This is a genomic window from Deinococcus sp. Leaf326 (assembly GCF_001424185.1).
Taxonomy (GTDB): domain Bacteria; phylum Deinococcota; class Deinococci; order Deinococcales; family Deinococcaceae; genus Deinococcus.
In genome coordinates, this window is sequence record NZ_LMOM01000076.1 from 13,145 (window position 1) to 31,708 (window position 18,564).

Genomic DNA, 18,564 nt, shown 5'->3' on the forward strand with positions numbered 1-18,564 from the left:
GGAAATCTTTCTACAGTGATTGGAGTGGAATTATTATCCATAGAAAATCAGGATTACAGCCGTTATAGGAATGCAAGGTGGCACTCGAAGAAAGGCTGGCTTCTCCCCAGCTCGCTCAGCTCTGGGTAGAGCCGGCCATCACAAGGGGCTTACCTTCTCTATCCACAAGTACGGTCAGGCCATCACCTGTACCGCCCCACTTTGTAGAGGTGACAGACCCCTGTTTCGCGGTCGCAGATCACCTCAACCACCTTGCCGAAAGTCTTTTCCTCATGGACCGTCTCAAAGCGTTTCTCCCTCACCATATAAGTCTTCTATCCAGAAATACATGTAGCAGAGTTTAAGAGGCATGAAAAACTAGTTCATGGAGCACTGCTGATCATCCTTGAGGCTTTGCAACGGCTTCGACAAAACGATTGGTTTTCACTACTGAGTAATTGAGCGTACAGCGATAGAGCCGGCCTCTAGACATCAGGTTACCCCTAGTCGATGAACTACCGGTATTTACTTGTACTCTGATCCGGAGCGGTGGGCGCAGCTGGCCGAGTATTCGATCTGCGGCGGGGTTCGGGGCATAGACCTGAGGGGTGCCGGCACGGCTCAACCAGTAAGTCTCAATCAGACCACCAGCTCGTTCTGAATAGAACGAGTCTGCACTTTTCCGCGCGGCGCCGACCCCGTCTCAATCCGACAATGTGATGGGAGGGGCTGGCCAGACTGGCTTCCCGTCATGTCAGTGGGCGCCACGAGGCATAGCCCCTTCTTCACCTGCATCATGAATACCACCCAGAACCTCCGTCCAGAAGGCAAGGTTGGCCTGTTCGTAAAGAAACCCCATGCGCAGCGTTCGCAGGGACGCAGGGACCAGCGCGTCACCGCTCATATCAGCCTGAATCTGTTCGTACTCCCGCATCCGCTCGCGGTGCACTGCCAGTTGCTCCTGGGCCAGCGAACGTAGCGCCGCTTCCGGCTCATCCGCGATGAAAAACAGTTTGAGCAACCCCAGGTCACGAAGTTCCGGCATACCTGCAGGCGCCCGCAGCCAGTCCCGGAGCGCCGCGCGGCCCGGGCCGGTCAGGTCGAAAAATCGCCTGCGCCGTCCCCCTGACTCCTGTTCCTCGCGCAACAAACCCAACCCCACGAGGCGCTGCGGCTCGGCGTAGAGCTGAGAGCGGGGGAAGTGCCAGAAATAACCGACCGACTCGTCGGCGCAGCGCTTGAGGTCATACGAGGTGCTGGGGCCACGCTGGGCGATGAGCCCCAGCACGATGTAGGACGAGGGGCTCAGGCTTGTGTCGCTCACCTTCTCAGTGTACTCTTGGTCCAGACCATCTAATTTGGACTGTCCAATATAGACTATTGGAGTCTGATGGGGGCCTTCAGGAGGACCTATGTCACAGCACACCGCACCCCCCACCCCCCGCCGCCTGACCGCCGAACTGGACGGGGGCTTCGTCGTTTTCCTGATCGGGATGCGTATCAACCAGCCCTGGAAGGTATGGGTCTGGCTGCCCGTGGCCCTGGCCATGCCGAAGATGCTGCGCGAGTTGGCCCAGCAACCGGAACTGGGCCTGCTGGCCACACAGATGCAGGGCGGGACGCTGGTGCAGTACTGGCGTGACGTGGACAGTCTCAACGCCTACGCCCGCAGCCGGGACCAGGTGCACCTGCCCGAGTGGGGCGCCTTCAACCGTCGGGCACGGCAGGCCCAGGGGGCGGTTGGGATCTGGCACGAAACCTATGTGGTCGGACCGGGGCAATATGAAACGGTGTATGTGGATATGCCGGCCTACGGTCTGGGCCGCGCCGGACGGTTGGTGGAGGCCAGAGGGCACCGTCAGACGGCTCAGGGCCGCTTGACAGGCCATCCTGTAACTCCGGGTCAGGCTGGCGCGGCGCAGCCTGACCCGAGCTGAGCAACTTCTGGCCTCAGACACGGCAACCGCGCCAGATAGGCCACAGGCTGCGCCTCCTTAAGCTGCCCACACTGTACCCACACCTGCGTTGGTCTGAGGATTACCACTCACTTGACCCTCCCCATAGGGGAGCTGTTTGCAAAGGAATCACGGCGATCCTCCCCCGTCAGTCCTCCGGCTGGGCCTGCCAGGGATCGAGCAGGGTCACGCCAGTCCCCTGAAAGTCACTGACGTTCCGCGTCACCAGCGTCAACCCATGGATCAGCGCAGTCGCGGCCAGCAAGCCGTCCCGTTCAGGTTGCGTCTCAGGCACGTTCAGCGCAGCACATTGGCGCGCGATAGCCACCGTCACCGGCAACAGGCGACCGGCAAAGGCAGGGAGCACCTGACCTTCGACCCATCCCCGCAACGCGTGGCCCCGCTCTGCATCCCGGCGCTCCTGAAGCAGGAGGCCGAGTTCCAATTCCTGAACCGTGATGACCGAGAGATACAGTTCGGTCGTCAGAACCCGCTGTGCCCACTGGGCGACGTGTTTATCGGCCCGTCCAGCCTTCACCTTGCGTAACTCGGAAACGGTGTCCGTATCGAGGAGGTACATTCAGTCGAACTCCGCGGCCTGCGCCAGACCCTGAGCCCTGGGAAATTCCACGTCCAGGTCGCCTCCGAAATGGAGAAGATCGACGATGGACATCTGGCCGCCCAACAGCGCCTCATACGCCTCGATACTCAGCAGCACATGGCGCGGCCGGCCCCGCTCCGTAATGAAGACCGGCTCCTCGAGGGCTGCCTGACGGGCCCTGCTGACCTGCTGATTGAACTCCCGTGCACTGATCGTCGTCATCGTCGGCTCCTTTGTAGTGACAAGACTACAAAAGAAATCCATGCAAGAGCCTGGACTCTCCGCAAGTACGGCCACCAGCAGCGCTGAGGGTCGAGGCGGTTCATCAGGACGCTGCATTTTGCTGGCCCTGTGTCCTCTGGAAAAACAAGGCGGGACCTGGCCGGGCTGGCACTGAGGTCCTCACCTCACCCCTCCGAACCACTGCCGTTTGGCCATCAGTCTTACGTCCACGAAGTTGCCCCCGAGCACAGCCTCGACCTGCAGCTAGCTATCCATGACTGGAGCCAGTTCTCACGACTCGGCACGGAGGCGCCGGTAGAGCTTGAGAGGGCGCCCGGTAGGGCGGTACTCGATATCCATCTCTATGAGGTGAACGGTCGCCAGATATTCCAGGTAGCGCCACGCCGTGATCCGGCTCACGCCGATCCGTTGACCGACCAGTTCCGCGCTCAGAGCTTCGTCGGTGCGGTTCAGCGTCTCCCGGACCTTCTGCAGGGTCGCGGCGTCAATGCCCTTGGGCAGGTGGGCCACGGGGTCGTGGCGCAGCAGACGGTCGACTCCTTGCTGGGTCAGGTGGGCCAGCGACTGGGGGCGCCGGCGCTCCTGGTGGCGCTGCAACGCGGTCTGAAGTCGGGCGCGGTGAAACGGCTTGATCAGAAAATCGAGTACGCCGCTGAGGACCGCGTGCTGGACGGTCGGCAGATCGTTGGCCGCCGTGATCATGATCACGTCCGGCGCAGCGGAGGTGCGGGGCAGGCCCTGGATCCAGTCCAGGCCACTGCCGTCGGGCAGATAGATGTCGACGAGGAGCAGATCGGGCGACAGGTCGGCCAGATCACGCTGCGCCTGGGCGAGGGTGCCGACCGCACTGACCACCTGGAAGCCCGGCGTCTCCTCAATCAGGGCGCGGTGAACGGTCCGGACGAGGTCGTCGTCCTCGACAATCAGGACCCGGCTGAGAAACTCCGGCGACATCACCAGGTGCCCCGCGAAGGCCGGGGAATACTCACGATGAAGACCGTCTCCCCCTCCATGCGCCGGTATTCGAGCTGACCCTGTAGACCGAAGAGCTGTTGCCGGATCAGGGTCAGTCCCTGGCCGTGTCCGGGCCCCTTGGTCGTGAATCCGGCGGTCTGCCAGCGCTCCAGCTCAGCCGGGGTCAGGCCGGGGCCGGTGTCGCGCACTTCGAGTTGCAGGCCTTCGTGATCCTCTCCGAGGAGGACGGAGACGACCGGCTCCGGCCGGCCCTGCACGGCGTCGAAGGCGTTCTCGATCAGGTTGCCCAGTGCGAGCACGAGGGCGTCGATCACCGGCTCCGGCCAGGTATCTTCCAGACCACAGGCCTCGTCCAGTCGCAGCTCGGTCCCCAGTTCGCGGGCCCGGGCGAACTTGCCGACGAGCAGGGCGGCCAGGCGCGGAGGCGCAATGCTGCGGACCCGGTCGCTGATCTCCTGCGCCTCGCCGGATTCGCGCTGAACGATCTGCAGGGCCAGTTCCGCACGGCCGATCTGGATGAGGCCCGCGATGGTGTGCAGCCGGTTGGTAAATTCGTGTGTCTGGGACCGCAGCAGATTCACGTACTGCCGGGTCTGGGTCAACTCCTCGGCCAGCCGCATGGCCTCCTCGCGGCGGCGGAACAGGATCAGGTGTTGCTGACTGGGCAGCACCGACCGCGTGACGAGCATGGAGTGCCCGGCCAGGGTCAGAGGACGGCTGACCAGCGTCTGGTCCGCTGCAGCCCGCAGCAGGGCGTGCAGTTCCGGCCAGAGGGCGGGCAGAGCGGGCAGGGCCGCCACCTCGTGGACCCGCAGCAGGTCCAGCGCCCGCTGGTTCGCCAGCGTAACCTGCTGCCCCGAAAGCACCAGGACCCCGTCCTCCAGGGCCGTGAGAACCGCGTGGTGCTGCGAGACCAGACCGGAAATCTGGTCGGGCTCCAGGTCGAACAGGTCGCGCCGGAGCCGGCGGCTCACGATCAGGCTGCTCAGGAGCGCGAACAGCAGGCTGAAGCCGTACCACGGCAGCAGGGCGCGCATGACCCCCTGCACGCTGGCCTGTACGGTGGGCAGGCGAAATCCGGTGGAGACCACACCGATGATGGTCTGGCCCGGACCCATGACCTCCGCCTTGCCCCAGATGAAGTCCTTGAGCTGCCGGGTGCCGACCTCGACCGGATCGCCACCGCCGAGCACGTCGTCCGTACTTGAGGAGACACTGATCTTCTGGGCCAGGTCGGCGGGAAAGGGATGGGCATAGCGCATCCCCAGCCTTCCTCCCACCACCAGGAAATCCGCGCCGATGTCCCGGCTGATGGCCTGCAACAACGGATCGATCTGCAACGGAATCTCGGGCCGCGTGAAATAGGTCTGGACGGTGGGCATGGTGGCGACCGTCCGCGAGAGCATCAGGGCGCGGTCGCCGTACTCCTGACGGGTACGGCCGGTCAGGGACGTGTACTGCACGGCGCCCAGAACCAGGGTCAGGAAGGTGAAGATCAGCACCTGGGTCCAGAAGAACCGCTGCCACATGCGCCAGCGCCGCCACCGCGCCGGCGGAATCACCGCGCGCGCCAGCTGAACAGCCTGCTGCGGCTGGAACGTCGGGCTAGAAGCGCGCATTGTAGGCCTGAAGAATCTGATCGGCGCGGACCTTGGCGGCATCGAGCGTCTTGTGGACCTCCGCCCCCGCCAGAACACGGTCGATGCAGGCCGCCATCACCGCCCGGACCTCGTAGAAGCTGCCGAACAGGGCGCCCTGCGTGGCCAGCGTGGGCTGGGTGTCGCGCAGTTGCCGGAACGCGACCGTGTGCGGCTCGCCTGTCCGGAACCAGCCCTGCCGCTTCAGCAGGTCCACGCTGCTCTGGCGCAGGGGATCGTATCCGCTCAGTCTGTGCCAGGCCGCCAGATTCTGCGTACTGCTCAGGAACAGGGCGAAGTCCTGCGCGGCCTGCGCCGTCCGGGTGGGCAGTTCGCGCGGAATCCACAGGCTGCTGCCCCCCACGACGACGCCCACGCGGGCGCTTCCGGACGGCACCGGCATCTTTCCGACCTGGACGGAGAACCCAGCCCTGCGCCCGCCTTCCATGACCTGTCCGATGCGGGAGGAGGAGGTCAGCAAAAAAGCAGTCTTTCCCTTCAGGAACAGCTCGACGGCGCCCGCATTGTCCTCGTGAACGCCGGTCTGGACGTAGTACCCCCTGTCGTTCATGCGCTTGAGCCAGCTCAGGGGCCGCTCAATGGCCGCGCTGTTCAGGAAGGTCTGCGTGGCCCGCCGCTGCCGGCCGTTGCCCCCGTCGACCCACAGAGCGTCCTGCTGCGCGGCCCACTGCTCGAAGTACCAGGCGTCCACCGGAAAGGTGAGGCACCGCGCCGCCGCCCGGACCTTCCCGAGCTGCTCGCAGCTGTGTTCAAGTGCCTCCAGCGTGTCCGGCAGCGGCCGCGCCGCTTTACCTGCGCGCCCCAGCAGGTTCAGGTTGGCGTACAGCACGGGAGACGACGTGTTGAAAGGCAGGCCGTAGACCTGGGTCCCCACGGTGTAGTACCGCGTGACGGCCGGCCAGTAGTCGCCGAGCTGCTGCACGAGCGCCCGGGGGTAGGGCCGGAAGAGCATGCTGTCGATGGCGAGCTGAGTACCCGCCTCCGAGATGAGGACCAGGGCGGGCGCCTTGCCGGTGCGGGCGGCGGTGGCGAGCGCCTGGAAGGTCTCGGGGTAATTGCGGAACGGCACCGGAACGACTACCGTGCCCGGGTGCGTCCGGGCGAATTCGGCCGCCCGTTGCTGCATCCACTCGCGGCGGGGGGCGTCCGTGAACACGTGCCAGAACTCCACGCGCACCGGCGCAGGAGCGGCGCCGGCCTGTCCCGCGCCGCACAGCAGGGCGAGGAACAGGACAAGGCGTGTCATCTGTCCGGAGAACGGAAGCAGTGACCGCGCAGACCTGCTGAAACAACCGATTTTCACGACTGTGTTCAGTCTAGACGCGGCCGCCAGATTTCACAGGGGCCGCGTCTGAACTCAATGAACCAAAGCTTGAGTCGCGGCCGGGTGGTCTGCACACTCGTGGAGCAGCACAATTCGTCTCTTTGCCGCCGGGCCGTCCGCAGGGACCGTCCATGCCTGTGGCGGCGTCACGCGCCGTGGGGACCGTGCCCCCCACTGCTCTTCTGGAGGATGTCATGAACCGAACGTTCAGTCTGGCCCTGTTGCTCTCGATGACCACCGCTTCTGCCCAGAGCAGTCTCACTTTCGTCTGCGGCGCCCAGGCCGACTGGTGTCAGGCGGTCGCCAACGCCTACAAGAAGGAGACGGGCGGCGAGGCCAAATTCCTGCGCCTGTCGGCCGGCGAATCGCTCGCGCGGCTCCGGGCGGAAAAGGCCAACCCCAGCTTCGACGTGCTGTTCGGCGGCACGGGCGACGTGCACGAGGCGGGGACCAGGGAAAAACTCCTGACGTACTACAAGCCCAAAGCCTGGAACGACCTGTACCCTTCCCTTCGCCAGCAGGTCAAGAACGCCTACGTTCCCCTCTATACCGGCGCCCTGGGCTTCGCGGTGAACGACACGGTACTCAAGCGCCGCAACCTGCCGGTGCCCGCCGACTGGACCGACCTGGGCGATCCCCGGTACAAGGGCCTGGTCGCCATGCCCAACCCCAACACCTCGGGCACCGCCTACACCATGATCACCACCCTCATCCAGATCTACGGCGAAAAAGCGGCCTTCGATCTGCTGAAAAAGATCCACAACAACGTCCCGCGCAACGGCTACACCCGGCCGGGCAGCGGCGCGGCGTTCCTGGCCGCGCGCGGTGAGGTAGCCATAGGGGTCACGTTCATGCACGACGCCGTGGCCCAGAACGTGCGCGGATTTCCGGTACGCGCCGTCGCTCCAAAATCGGGAACCGGCACCGAGATCGGCGGCGTGAGCCTCGTGACGGGCGCGCCCAACGCCGAGGCGGCCAAGCAGTTCATCGACTTCGTGCTGAAGCCGGAGACGCAGAAGCTCGCGGCGACGGTCGAGTCCTTCCAGATCCAGTCGAACAGCAAGACGCCGGTCGCCGCCGCCGCGCCCAACCTGAGCAAGATCAAGCTCATCGACTACGACTTTGCCAAGTGGGGTGACACCGCGACCCGCGCTCGCCTGATCTCCACATGGACCAAGGAGGTGTTCCCATTACCACGGCGGTAGGTCCGTCCCTGAACCCGGCGCGCGGGGTGGGCGGCGTCCAGTGGGGGCAACTGCTCTGGCCCCTGCTGGGGCTGCTGGCCTTCGTCTTCCTGCCCTGGCTGCGGCCCAGCCGGGCATTCCTGGCGGGCGGCGACAGCGCGCTCCAGACCCTGGGCGCGTCGCCCGTGCTCTGGATTCCGCTCCTGACCCTGGCGGGCACGCTGGCACTCAGCTTCCTGCCCAGGCGGGCGCGGGCGTGGCCCACCCTCGCGCTCGGCCTGGTCGGCTTCGTGGTCACGGCCTTCTTTATCGTCTCGGTCAACAAGCCCGCCGACCTGGGGGCCGTGCTGACCTCGCTGGCCCTGCTGTCCATCACGGGCATGGCGCTGTCGGATACAGGGGTCATCAAGGCGGACCGCTTCATCGCCAGCGCCACGCTCTGGGTGGGCCTGTTTCTCATCCTGTTCGTGATGTTCCCGCTCTTCAAGGTGTTGCGCAACGCGTTCGGTGAGTCGGGCTTCAGCCTTGAGGCCTTCCGCAGCGTCCTGAGTTCGCCGGCTTTCTTCGTGCTGGAAAACACCACAACCCCCCGCAGCGAGACCCTGCTCGTACAGGTCCTGACGGGCATCGGCGGCGTGGCCGGGCTGGCCTGGTCGCTCTGGAAACGCTACGCCCTGTGGCCCCTGCTGCGCACCACCGTGCTGGCGGCGCTCGGTACCGCCGTGTGCGCGGCCGTCCTGTTCGGCTTCGGGGCGCTGCGTAACAGCCTGCTCCTGTCAGTCAGCGTGGCCACGGCCTCAACCGCCCTGGCCTTCGCGTTCGCGCTCCTGGGTACCCGCAGCACCGCTGCGTTTGGCCCCTACCTGTTCCTGCCGCTGGGGCTGGCCGGGTACGCTACAGGATCACTGCTGTCCAGCACGCCTGAAACCCAGGGATTCGGCCTGTTGTTCAAGGGCCTGGGGGTCCTGGCAGGCCTGGGGCTGGCGTGGTGGATGACCCGCAGACGGACCACGGCTGCCCGGCTCCTGAACGTCTTTTCCCTGCTGCCGATCATCACGCCGCCCTTCGTGATCGGATTTTCGCTCATCTTCCTGCTGGGCCGCCAGGGCCTGATCACCAAGGGCCTGTTCGGTCTCGACACCGACGCCCTGCTGGGGCCGCTCGGCGTGGGCATCGCCCAGACACTCGCCTATACGCCTATCGCCTATCTGGTCCTGGTCGGGGTCGTTCGGAGCCTGAACGGCACGTTGGAAGAAGCAGCCGTGACCCTCGGCGCGAGCCGCGGGCAGGTCCTGCGCACCGTGATCTGGCCGCTGGTCCGCCCCGGCCTCGCCAACGCCTTTTTGCTCACCGTCATCGAGAGCCTCGCCGACTTCGGCAATCCCTTCGTGATGGGCGGCTCGTTTCTGTCCACCGAGGTGTACTTCGCGGTGGAATTCAACCCCAGCGAGGCTTCGGTGTACGGCACGGTCCTGCTGGCCCTGAGCATCACGGCGTTCCTCGTGCAGCAGGCCTGGCTGGGCCGCACCAACTTCACAACGGTGACCGGTAAGCCGCTCCAGAGCACCCTCACCCCGCTGCCCCCGGTGCTCGAACGCGCCCTGCTGCTCGTGTTCATGGTCTGGGTGCTGTTCGTCGGCGCGGTCTACGGCAGCATGCTGTTCGGCGCGCTCGTCAAACTCTGGGGCTTCAACAACACGTTCACGCTGGAGCACCTGCGCAACCTCTCGACCGGCTCGATGGACGTGTTCCTCAACACCCTCAAGATCGCCTTCATCAGCGCAGTTCCCGTCCTGATGCTCAGTGTCGTGATCGCCTTCCTGATCACCCGGCAGAAATTCTTTGGGCGCGGCTTTATCGAACTCGGCTCGCTGCTGTCGTTCGCGGTACCGGGCACCGTCATCGGTATCGGTTACGTTCTGGCGCTCAACAGCGGGTTCGGGTACATGACCAGCACCATGCTGATCCTGGTGATCGCATTCGTGTTCCGCAACATGCCTGTCGGGATTCGCAGCGCGGTCGCCAACCTGCGCCAGATCGACCCCTCGCTGGAGGAGGCGAGCACCACCCTGCGCGCCAGCAGCGTCACGACCCTCTGGCGGGTGGTCATGCCCCTGATCCGCCCGGCGCTGATCTCGGCCGTAGTGTTCGCGTTCGTCCGCTCGATGACGGCCATCTCGCAGATCATCTTCCTGATCTCGCCGGACCACAAGGTCGTGACCAGCGAAGTGCTGAGCATGGTGGAACGTGGCCAGCTCGGGGACGCGGCCGCCCTCTCTGCCCTCCTGGTCATCACGCTGGCGGTGGTCATCACCCTGATGAACCTCGCGGTGAACCGGTGGGGCACCAATTCCAGGGGAACCTCATGACGGCAATACTGACTCCGCCCACCCCCCGAATCCAGAACAAGGCGGCGGCGCCCGTCACCCTCCAGGGGGTCACCAAACGCTACGGCAAGAATGTCGTCGTTCAGACCGCGAACCTGGAAATCGAACCCGGCAAGCTCGTGACCCTGCTCGGCCCGTCGGGCTGCGGCAAGACCACCATCCTGCGCATGATCGCGGGCCTGGAAACCGTGAGCGAGGGCAAGCTGTTCATCGACGGCGAGGACGTAACCCACCTGTCGGCCGCGCAGCGCGACGTGACCATGGTCTTCCAGAGCTACGCCCTGTTTCCGCACCTGAGCGTCGGGGAAAACGTCGCCTACGGCCTGCGCATCACCAAGCACCCCGCGCCACTGGCGGCGGCCGAGGACGCCCTGGCCCTGGTGGGCCTGAAGGGCTACGCGCAGCGCGCGCCCAGCCAGCTCTCGGGCGGGCAGCAGCAGCGGGTCGCGCTGGCCCGCGCCCTGGTCATGAAACCCAAGGTGCTGCTCTTCGACGAGCCGCTCTCCAACCTCGACGCCAAGCTCCGGCGCAAGATGCGCAACGAGATCCGCGCCATCCAGCAGGACCTGGGCATCACGGCCGTCTACGTGACCCATGACCAGGCTGAGGCGCTCGCCATCTCCGACGTGGTGGTCGTCATGAGTGCCGGGCACATTGAGCAACTCGGCACCCCCGAGGACCTCTACCGCCGGCCGGCCAACGCCTTCGTCGCCGATTTCGTCGGTGAGGCAAACCTGCTGCGCGGGTACTACGACGGCCAGACCCTGCGCTTCGAGGGCGTGAGCCTGCCGTTCGTGCAACCCGGCGCTCCCCAGGGCGAGGTACGGGTGCTCGTCCGGCCGGAGTCCATCGCCTTTGCGGCTCAGGGCCTGAGCGGCAGGGTCACGACCGGCGCGTACCTGGGAGCGGTCACCGAGTACACCATCGACACACCCGCCGGAGAGGTGCTCATCGCTCCGCCCTCGGACGCCCAGGTTCTCGCCAACGGAACAGCGGTCCACCTGAGCTTCCGCAACAACGGCCTCTACATTCTCCCTGCCTAAAGGAGTTCTCCATGCGTACTGTTCTCATGACCACTGTCCTGCTGCTTGGCGCAGCCAGCGCCCAGATGACGATCTTCCAGATCCCTGCCCTGCCCCCGGTCAGTGCTCAGCCGGCTGTCTCGACCCCGGCACCCACACCCCCGGCGCCCACGGCAGCTCAGGCACCGATCACTCAGATGCCGGTCGCCAAGGTCGAGCTTCAGGATGTCGAGGTCACTGCTCCCGCCAGCACGGGGACCACGCCCACGGTCGCCAGCGACGATGTCGGAGAGGTGATCGTCCCGGTGCTCGCCACGGACAAGGACGGCAATCCTGTGGCCGGAGTCGAAGTCGGCTGGACGGTCAAAAACATGGGGAAGGCGCCCCTCTACGTCATCTCCAGCGAGTCGGCGGGCGCCAGTCAGAACGTCGCCGCCACCCTTGAGCCGGGGGCCACCGGAACATACACGACCGTGACCGGGCCGGACGGCCTGACCTCACTGCTGCTGAATGCCACCGCCAGTACCGCTGCCCTGATTCAGCCCGTGACTTCTCTCGGTGAAGTCAAGAACCTGCGCAGCGCGGTCCAGAGCGTCGACTGGCTCGGCACCCAGTAGGCGACCGCGAGAAGGGGCCCGGCACGGGCAGGTTGAAAAGTGGGGACGGAGCGCGCCGAACCTGAATGATGTGCCCACGGTATGGCCAGAAGCATCTCCAGTCTTCTCAAACGGAAAGCGCCCCTTTAAAGGGGCGCTTTCGTCTTTCTTTTGCCGGAGCTTGGCTCTTGGTCTCCGTTTTGCGCGTGGTTGAATGCCGGCCATGACTCACTCCATCCCGCCCTCCACGGTCCTTCAGGAACCGCAGCCGGCTTTCTTCCTACCGCGGCTAGGTCGAAGGCAGCGTCGCCGCGCACGCCGCCATCAGCCGCCGCGCCAGCGCCGGATCGGCAGCCAGATGCAGGTGCAGGTAGCTGGCCAGCACGTTGCCGTGCGCGTAACCCTCCAGAACCGGTCGCCCGTCCGTACTGGTCCAGCGGTAGGCGGGGTGCGTGGGCGCGTGGGTGAGGACCGAGTGGTGAAACTCGTGACCGCGCAGCGCCGCGCCGGCGGGGGCCAGCGGTGAATCGGCGAGGACGGACGCGTCGCGGTAACCCAGCGTGACCTTCGGCAGCATCCGCGTGCGGTAGGGCACCACACCGCACATGTCGAACACGGTGCCGGAAGCGTCTTCCAGCGTCTCCGACAGGTACATCAGGCCGCCGCACTCACCTACCACGGGCCGCCCCGACGCGCCAAAGGCGCGGATGGCCGACCTCATGGCCACGTTGGCACTCAGCTCGGCGGCGTGGGCCTCGGGGTAGCCGCCGCCGAGGAGCAGCCCCGCCACGTCCGGCGGCAGCCCCGCGTTCCGCAATGGACTGAAAGGCACGAGATCGGCCCCGGCCAGCCGCAGCTCGTCGAGCGCGTCGGGATAGTAGAAGTGAAAGGCCTCGTCGTGCGCGTAGGCGAGGCGCACGCGGGTAGGTACAGCCTGCACCGTGGGCGGGATGGGCAGGGCCGGGGCCCCGGCGGCGGCCAACAGCGCGTCCAGGTCAAGGGTCAGGGCGGCGCGGCGCGCGTCTTCCTCGGCCCAGCTCGCTTGCTCGGCGCTCAGCAGACCCAGGTGGCGCGAGGGCAGGTGCAGAGTCTGGTCCCGCAGCACATAACCGAAGGTGGGCAGTCCGACCTGCGCCAGCGCGGCGGCGCATAGCTCGGCGTGGCGGGGACTCCCCACGCGGTTGAGAATCACGCCGGCGATGTCCGTTCCGGTCCCGAAATCCCGCAGCCCAGCAGCCACCGCCGCCGCCGTACGGGCCATACCATGCGCGTCGAGCACCAGCACCACCCGCGCGCCCAGCAGCCGGGCGAGGTCAGCGGTAGAGTGTTCGTCACTGAGAGGATCGCGGCCGTCATACAGGCCCATGACGCCCTCGACGATGCTGAGGTCGGCGTGCTGCGCGGCGCGGGCGAACAGCTCCGGCACCCGCGCGCGCGGTAACAGGAAGGTATCGAGATTGCGCGCCTGACGCCCCGCCGCCCGCGTGAGGTGCGTGGGGTCGAGGTAGTCGGGGCCGAGCTTGAAGGGCTGCACCGCCAGCCCACGTTCACGGAAGGCGAGGCACAGCAGCGAGGCGACGGTCGTCTTACCACTGCCCGAATGCGGCGCGGCGATGACCAGTCGGGGCATGGCAGGTGAACCGGAAGAAAGAATCATGCGGGCTCCAGGGTCTGCAACCGGGCGCCCAGCACCCCGGCGAGTTGTGCGGCGCGGCCCAGACGCACCCGGCCGGCCTCGGTATCCACGACCAACGTCGGCAGGCCCCGCAGCCGCTCGGCGGCATGCAGCGCATCCGCCCAGGCGTCGGACCCCGGAGAGAGCGGCACGTTGGCCCGCCCGTCGGTGAGCAGCACGAGTTCGGCGCCGCGCACCCCGGCCAGCAATTCGGCGGTGAGGACCAGCGCGTGGGCCAGCGGCGTGCGCCCCCCGGTCGGCGCGGCGCGCACGGCCGCCTCGGCCTCGGCGGCGTCGGTCGTCCAATTGAGCAGCGTGACAGCTCCAGTCCCCCGGAAGGTCACGAGGGCCACCCGGTCGCGCCCGCCCTGACTGGACAGCGCGTCCAGCAGCGCCCCCTTGAGTGCGCCCATCCGCCCCGAGACGCCTACGCTGCCGCTCGCATCAGCCACGAACAGGACGCGGCGGCCGCCCTCCTCGGTGGGCACAGGCGTGCGGAAGTCGTCGCGGGTGGGCACGGCGGCTCCCCGGCCCAGCGCCGCGCGCAGCGTCGCGGGCACGTCCAGGCGCGTGGCCTGCGGGTCGGGCACGCTGCGGGGAGCCGGAAGGCGGGGTGCACCGGCCTCTCCCCTGCCCGGCGTGAAGGCCTGCAACGCCAGCGGCGCGGCGGGCGCACTCGGCGCGAAGATGTCCTCCGGGGGGGGACCGCCCGCGTCCGGTGGAGGAGGTGTATCCGGCTGCTGTTCGGGCGGAGCCACCGGCGGGGGGAGCGGGGGCTCGGGAGGCGGCGACCCGGACGGTGGGGGCGGCAGTCGGGGATCGCGGCGGTGATTCAGGACCAGGGGGGCCACGCGGCGCAGGTCGGCCTCCGTCGCCTCGGCGCGGCCGTCAAGAGCGGCGCAGGCGCGGGCGGCGCGGTGCAGCACGAGGTCGGCGCGCAGGCTGCGGACGCCGGCCTCGCTGCTCAGGGTGGTGATGGTCTCCAGCAGAGCGTCGGGCAATGTGACCTGCGGCAGCAGGCGGCGCGCCGCCGCGAGTCGGCCGGCCAGCGCGGCCTGCTCGGCGTGCCAGTGAGCCCCGAACGCCGGCGCATCGGCCTCGAAGGCCATACGGCGGCGGATGATCTCGGCGCGCTCGGCGGGGACCTGGGGCGCCGAGACGTCCACGCACAGGCCGAAGCGGTCGAGAAACTGGGGCCGCAGTCCTCCCTCCTCGGGGTTCATGCTGCCGATGAGGGCTAGGCGGGCCGGAGCCTCAGCATTGAGGGAGTCGCGCTGCACCCGCACCACCCCGAGGGCAGCGGCGTCGAGCAGCACGTCGACCAGATGGTCCGGAAGGAGATTGACTTCGTCGATATACAGCAGCCCGCCGTCGGCCTGGGCGAGCAGTCCGGGCCTGAGCCTCACCTCGCCCCGCAGCGCCGCGTCGAGGTCCAGCGTGCCCACCACGCGGTCCTCGGTCGCGCCCAGGGGGAGGTTGACGAAGGGCGCACTCAGGCCGTCCGGCCCCGTCGGTAGCAGCTCGGCCAGCCCGCGCGCCGCCGTACTCTTGGCCGCCCCCCGGTCCCCCCGGATGAGCAGGCCGCCGATGGCCGGAGCCACCCCCAGCAGCGACAGGGCGAAGAGCAGTTCGGGCTGGTGGGCGACGGCGGCCAGGGGGTAGGTCGGAGGGGAACCAGGAGTCATGCATCCTCCCAGCGGACATGCAGCACGTGGACATCGAAAGTCCAGCGGTAGCGCCAGCCTTCGTCCCCGGAAGTCAGGTGGGGGCGCAGAACCTCCAGCGCCTCGGCGTCCGGCAGGGGCAGCCGGGCCTGGGCGAGCAGCGCAGCCGTATCGGGGAAGGTCAGCTCGCGCATCTCGGTGATCTGGAGATGCTCGTGAGGCAGGTCCAGCGCGTGTAGGGCACGGCGCAGGCCCGTGGCCCGCTGCGGCCGGGGCTGCCCGGCCAGCGAGCGGCGCAGGGTGACGTGAGGACTGCCCAGGCCATCGTCCTCCAGCAGAAAGAGATCGCGGCGGGCGAGGCGGCGCAGCCCCATCAGTGCGCCGCGCAGATCGGGCAGGTACGCCAGCGACCACGCGGCAAGCACGGCGTCGTGGGGGGGCAGACCAGGGTCGTGTAGGGCATCCGCGAGTTCCTGGCAGCGCAGCACCAGATGTGCGGGCGGCCCCTTGCTACGTAGCACCGCGAGCATGTCGGGCGAATGGTCCAGCGCCGTGACCTGCCGCACTGCCTCCGCCAGAGGCAGGGTCAGGCGGCCGGTGCCCGCGCCCACGTCCAGTAGAGAAGCCAACCCGGCCAGGCGCTCACGCAGCCACGCCGCCATATTCGGAAGCTCGGGCTGGCCCGCGTCGTACTTCGCGGCCTGGGCGTGCCAGAAGGCCCGGTCACGTTCCGGCTGCCAGCGCCCCGAGCGCACGGCGAGCACCTGCTCGCGCCACTCGTCGAAAATGTCGGCCTGAACCGTCATCCGCCCGCCCGTGCCTGCTCGCCGCGTTCTTCGAGGAGGCCCTCACTCTCGGCCAGGAGGGTTTGCAGCGCCTCCCGGGTATCTGCCCCCGCCTCCCACAGTCCCCGGTCCTGCGCCTCGAGCAGCCGGGTCGCAATGGCGTTCAGGGCCCAGGGATTGCTGGCCTTCAGGAACGCCTGGTTCTCGGGGTCCAGGGCGTAGGCCTGCGCCACGCCCTCGTACATGAAGTCGTGGGCGATCTGCGCGGTGGCGTCGAACCCGAACAGGTAATCCACCGTGGCCGTCTGCTCTAGGCCGCCCTTGTAGCCGTGTCGCCGGATGCCCTCCAGCCACTTGGGATTTACCACCCGCGAGCGATACACCCGGAGGGCCTCCTCGCCCAGGTCGCGCACGCGGGCGCGCTCGGGGTTGGCCGTGTCGCCGAAATAGTGCCGGGGCTGCGTGCCCGAGAGGTGGCGCACCGAGGCGATCATGCCGCCGAAAAACTGCAGGTAGTCGTCACTGTCGAAGAGGTCGTGCTCGCGGTTGTCCTGGTTGTGCAGCACAAGCTGGGTCTGCGACAGCCGGGCACGGAAGTCTTCGCGGGCGTCGGTCCCGGCGTCGGCGGCCGTGTAGGCGTAGCCGCCCCAGTTGACGAACGTCCGCGCGAAATCGCCGTCGCCCTGCCAGTTACCTTCATTGACCAGGTCGAGGATGCCCGCGCCGTAGGTGCCCGTCGCACTCCCGAAGACGCGGTAGGCCGCGCGGGCCTCGGCCTCCTCGGGCGGCGTGTCGGCCAGCCGCCCGGCGAGGTCGGCCAGAAAGTGCTTGCGAGGAAAATTCTGGTCCCCCGGTTCGTCGGCGTGCATGGCCGCCGTGAAGGCCTCGTCGAGCAGCCCGATCAGGTGCGGGAAGGCGTCGCGGAAGAAGCCACTGATGCGCACCGTCACGTCAATGCGCGGGCGGCCCAGTTCGGCCAGTGACACGAGGTCCACACCCTCCAGCCGGCGGCTCTGAGGATGCCAGCGCGGACGCACGCCCAGCAGCGCGAAGATCTCGGCGATATCGTCGCCCTGGGTGCGCATGTTGCTTGTACCCCAAACTGAGATGGCGACGTGTTCGGGGTAGCTGCCAGCTTCCTGAAGGTGGCGGGCCAGGACTTCGTGCGCGAGGTTCTGCCCCACGATCCAGGCCGCCTGCGAGGGCAGGGCGCGCGGGTCCACGGCGTAGAAATTGCGCCCGGTGGGCAGAATATGCGCCTGACCTCGTGAGGGCGCGCCGCTGGGTCCGGCAGGCACGTAGCGCCCCGAGAGCCCGGCGAGCAGATTCGTGATCTCGTCCTCCGTCGCGTGCAGGTCGGGACGCAGGCGGCGGCAGGCGTACTCCAGGGTCTGCGGCAGCGTGCCGTAGCTCTCGCGCACACCCAGCGTCAGGGCCAGCACCTCCGGAATGGCGGCGGGGTCGTAGTCGCGCTCCTGCAGCAGTTGGTAGAGATGCAGCGCGAGGTCGTCGAGCAGTTCCAGCGCGTCGCCGTTGGTCTGCACCGGGCGGCCCGCGAGGGTGTGGAGGTCAGGCGTGGTCATAGGACATCCAGAAGAACCGGCGCGGGGCCAGGGTCGCCGCCGCGCCGTCAGGGGAAGAGAAGCTCAGGCTCTGGCGGGGGCCGCTTTGGCCTCGGGATACGCGAAGTGGTAGGCCAGCGCTACGAACACGGCCCCGCCCACGACGTTGCCCAGCGTGACGACCGCCAGGGTCAGGGCGACGTGCGGGAGGTCCAGCCGGGCCGCACCCGCCACGCCCTCCACCCCGTCCCTGAGCATCAGGCCCAGGGGCAGCAGGTACATGTCGGCCACCGAGTGCTCGAAACCCGCCGCAACGAAGGCGGTCACCGGCAGCAGCACGGCCAGCACCTTGTCGGCCAGGGTCTTGCCCGCAAAGGCCATCCAGACCGCGAGGCACACGAGGACGTTGCACAGCACGGCGCTGAAAAACAGCTGCGGCACGGTCTTCCCGACCTTGCCAGCCGCGACCAGGACCGCCTCGCGCGCCACACCGCCCCCGTCCAGGTTCGGGTGCCCAGAGGCGAGAATCAGGGCGGCCAGCAGCACGCCTCCTACGAGGTTGCCCGCCAGCACGAGGCCCCAGTTGCGCGCGACCTGCCCCCACGTCACCCGGCGCCGCACGGCGGCCAGGACCATCAGGATGTTGCCGGTCAGCAGTTCCGCGCCCGCCACGAGCACCAGGACCAGTCCCACGCAGAAGCCCAGGCCACCCAACGCCTGCTTGAAGGCGAAGTCGATGCCGCCCGCCTCGATGAGGGTATAGAACATGCCCCCCAGGCCGATGAACATGCCGGCCAGCACCGCGAGCACGAAGGTCGGTCCCGCGGCGCGCCCGGCCTTCTCGACTTCCTTGTGGACGACCGCCTGCGTCAGCGCGGCGCCGCTCAGGACGGTCGGATCGGGGGCCGGAGCAGGACTGGACGCAGTAGGGGGGGTCGTCATGCCTCCACCATA

The 18,564-nt window shown here is 67.6% G+C and carries 16 protein-coding genes and 1 pseudogene; 5 read left to right on the top strand and 12 right to left on the bottom strand.

Going from position 1 to position 18,564, the window contains the following annotated elements:
• Positions 1 to 182: 182 nt before the first annotated feature.
• Together ASF71_RS25925 and ASF71_RS19470 are read right to left on the bottom strand one after the other, a co-directional pair.
• Complete coding sequence (locus tag ASF71_RS25925) at positions 183 to 305, bottom strand: DUF6440 family protein (RefSeq protein ID WP_369815028.1); 123 nt, start codon at positions 303 to 305, stop codon at positions 183 to 185.
• A 428-nt stretch (positions 306 to 733) separates the two neighbouring features.
• On the bottom strand, positions 734 to 1,303 hold the full coding sequence (locus ASF71_RS19470) for a PadR family transcriptional regulator (RefSeq protein ID WP_056303220.1): 570 nt from the start codon (positions 1,301 to 1,303) through the stop codon (positions 734 to 736).
• A gap of 88 nt (positions 1,304 to 1,391) precedes the next feature.
• On the opposite strand from ASF71_RS19470, the gene ASF71_RS19475 reads away from it, so the two are divergent.
• A complete protein-coding gene (locus ASF71_RS19475; protein WP_056303222.1) occupies positions 1,392 to 1,916 on the top strand; it encodes a DUF4188 domain-containing protein in 525 nt (174 codons plus the stop codon).
• Between the two features lie 166 nt (positions 1,917 to 2,082).
• Here ASF71_RS19475 and ASF71_RS19480 read toward each other — a convergent pair whose 3' ends face one another.
• The 5 genes from ASF71_RS19480 to ASF71_RS19500 all read right to left on the bottom strand — a co-directional run bounded on the left by ASF71_RS19480 (position 2,083) and on the right by ASF71_RS19500 (position 6,657).
• Positions 2,083 to 2,514, bottom strand: a complete 432-nt coding sequence (locus ASF71_RS19480) for a type II toxin-antitoxin system VapC family toxin (RefSeq protein WP_056303225.1) — start codon at positions 2,512 to 2,514, stop codon at positions 2,083 to 2,085.
• Complete coding sequence (locus ASF71_RS19485) at positions 2,515 to 2,757, bottom strand: type II toxin-antitoxin system Phd/YefM family antitoxin (RefSeq protein WP_056303227.1); 243 nt, start codon at positions 2,755 to 2,757, stop codon at positions 2,515 to 2,517.
• Between the two features lie 291 nt (positions 2,758 to 3,048).
• Positions 3,049 to 3,732: a response regulator gene (locus tag ASF71_RS19490; RefSeq protein WP_056303230.1), complete on the bottom strand. Its 684-nt coding sequence runs from the start codon at positions 3,730 to 3,732 to the stop codon at positions 3,049 to 3,051.
• A complete protein-coding gene (locus ASF71_RS19495) occupies positions 3,732 to 5,372 on the bottom strand; it encodes an ATP-binding protein (RefSeq protein WP_056303232.1) in 1,641 nt (546 codons plus the stop codon). Before ASF71_RS19495 ends, ASF71_RS19490 begins: the two co-directional genes overlap by 1 nt.
• Complete coding sequence (locus ASF71_RS19500; RefSeq protein WP_056303234.1) at positions 5,359 to 6,657, bottom strand: extracellular solute-binding protein; 1,299 nt, start codon at positions 6,655 to 6,657, stop codon at positions 5,359 to 5,361. The genes ASF71_RS19495 and ASF71_RS19500 overlap by 14 nt, the downstream gene beginning before the upstream one ends.
• Positions 6,658 to 6,929: 272 nt before the next feature.
• Between ASF71_RS19500 and ASF71_RS19505 the strand changes: the two genes are divergently transcribed.
• Genes ASF71_RS19505 through ASF71_RS19520 form a run of 4 tightly spaced genes read left to right on the top strand, consistent with a single transcriptional unit; the run spans position 6,930 to position 11,945 of the window.
• Positions 6,930 to 7,940: an ABC transporter substrate-binding protein gene (locus ASF71_RS19505; protein WP_056303235.1), complete on the top strand. Its 1,011-nt coding sequence runs from the start codon at positions 6,930 to 6,932 to the stop codon at positions 7,938 to 7,940.
• On the top strand, positions 7,904 to 10,288 hold the full coding sequence (locus tag ASF71_RS19510; protein WP_082506222.1) for an iron ABC transporter permease: 2,385 nt from the start codon (positions 7,904 to 7,906) through the stop codon (positions 10,286 to 10,288). The genes ASF71_RS19505 and ASF71_RS19510 overlap by 37 nt, the downstream gene beginning before the upstream one ends.
• Complete coding sequence (locus ASF71_RS19515) at positions 10,285 to 11,349, top strand: ABC transporter ATP-binding protein (RefSeq protein WP_056303239.1); 1,065 nt, start codon at positions 10,285 to 10,287, stop codon at positions 11,347 to 11,349. Before ASF71_RS19510 ends, ASF71_RS19515 begins: the two co-directional genes overlap by 4 nt.
• 11 nt (positions 11,350 to 11,360) lie before the next feature.
• Positions 11,361 to 11,945, top strand: a complete 585-nt coding sequence (locus ASF71_RS19520) for a hypothetical protein (RefSeq protein ID WP_156372993.1) — start codon at positions 11,361 to 11,363, stop codon at positions 11,943 to 11,945.
• 268 nt (positions 11,946 to 12,213) lie between these two features.
• On the opposite strand, the gene ASF71_RS19525 is transcribed toward ASF71_RS19520, so the two are convergent.
• From ASF71_RS19525 to ASF71_RS19545, 5 genes and pseudogenes are all read right to left on the bottom strand, one after another.
• Positions 12,214 to 13,554 carry a cobyrinate a,c-diamide synthase gene (locus tag ASF71_RS19525; RefSeq protein WP_056303243.1) on the bottom strand — a complete coding sequence of 447 codons (1,341 nt, stop codon included), beginning with the start codon at positions 13,552 to 13,554 and terminating at the stop codon, positions 12,214 to 12,216.
• Positions 13,555 to 13,577: 23 nt separating this feature from the next.
• The gene (locus tag ASF71_RS19530; protein ID WP_056303245.1) at positions 13,578 to 15,284 is read right to left on the bottom strand and encodes a VWA domain-containing protein; all 1,707 of its coding nucleotides are present in this window, start codon (positions 15,282 to 15,284) and stop codon (positions 13,578 to 13,580) included.
• The gene (locus ASF71_RS19535; protein WP_056303247.1) at positions 15,281 to 16,069 is read right to left on the bottom strand and encodes a class I SAM-dependent methyltransferase; all 789 of its coding nucleotides are present in this window, start codon (positions 16,067 to 16,069) and stop codon (positions 15,281 to 15,283) included. The genes ASF71_RS19530 and ASF71_RS19535 overlap by 4 nt, the downstream gene beginning before the upstream one ends.
• A pseudogene (locus ASF71_RS19540) lies at positions 16,066 to 17,619 on the bottom strand (cobaltochelatase subunit CobN); the annotation flags it as partial. The pseudogene ASF71_RS19540 and the gene ASF71_RS19535, both read right to left, overlap by 4 nt.
• Positions 17,620 to 17,694: 75 nt before the next feature.
• A complete protein-coding gene (locus tag ASF71_RS19545) occupies positions 17,695 to 18,552 on the bottom strand; it encodes a formate/nitrite transporter family protein (RefSeq protein WP_056303249.1) in 858 nt (285 codons plus the stop codon).
• Positions 18,553 to 18,564 lie beyond the last annotated feature (12 nt).

Bases quoted from the DNA above. Each gene is read 5' to 3' on its own strand.
- ASF71_RS19520 (WP_156372993.1), top strand. From the start codon at position 11,361: ATGCGTACTGTTCTCATGACCACTGTCCTGCTGCTTGGCGCAGCCAGC.
- ASF71_RS19475 (WP_056303222.1), top strand. From the start codon at position 1,392: ATGTCACAGCACACCGCACCCCCCACCCCCCGCCGCCTGACCGCCGAA.
- ASF71_RS19530 (WP_056303245.1), bottom strand. From the start codon at position 15,284: ATGACTCCTGGTTCCCCTCCGACCTACCCCCTGGCCGCCGTCGCCCAC.
- ASF71_RS19505 (WP_056303235.1), top strand. From the start codon at position 6,930: ATGAACCGAACGTTCAGTCTGGCCCTGTTGCTCTCGATGACCACCGCT.
- ASF71_RS19535 (WP_056303247.1), bottom strand. From the start codon at position 16,069: ATGACGGTTCAGGCCGACATTTTCGACGAGTGGCGCGAGCAGGTGCTC.
- ASF71_RS19500 (WP_056303234.1), bottom strand. From the start codon at position 6,657: ATGACACGCCTTGTCCTGTTCCTCGCCCTGCTGTGCGGCGCGGGACAG.
- ASF71_RS19510 (WP_082506222.1), top strand. From the start codon at position 7,904: ATGGACCAAGGAGGTGTTCCCATTACCACGGCGGTAGGTCCGTCCCTG.
- ASF71_RS19545 (WP_056303249.1), bottom strand. From the start codon at position 18,552: ATGACGACCCCCCCTACTGCGTCCAGTCCTGCTCCGGCCCCCGATCCG.
- ASF71_RS19480 (WP_056303225.1), bottom strand. From the start codon at position 2,514: ATGTACCTCCTCGATACGGACACCGTTTCCGAGTTACGCAAGGTGAAG.
- ASF71_RS25925 (WP_369815028.1), bottom strand. From the start codon at position 305: ATGGTGAGGGAGAAACGCTTTGAGACGGTCCATGAGGAAAAGACTTTC.
- ASF71_RS19490 (WP_056303230.1), bottom strand. From the start codon at position 3,732: ATGTCGCCGGAGTTTCTCAGCCGGGTCCTGATTGTCGAGGACGACGAC.
- ASF71_RS19485 (WP_056303227.1), bottom strand. From the start codon at position 2,757: ATGACGACGATCAGTGCACGGGAGTTCAATCAGCAGGTCAGCAGGGCC.
- ASF71_RS19525 (WP_056303243.1), bottom strand. From the start codon at position 13,554: ATGCCCCGACTGGTCATCGCCGCGCCGCATTCGGGCAGTGGTAAGACG.
- ASF71_RS19495 (WP_056303232.1), bottom strand. From the start codon at position 5,372: ATGCGCGCTTCTAGCCCGACGTTCCAGCCGCAGCAGGCTGTTCAGCTG.
- ASF71_RS19515 (WP_056303239.1), top strand. From the start codon at position 10,285: ATGACGGCAATACTGACTCCGCCCACCCCCCGAATCCAGAACAAGGCG.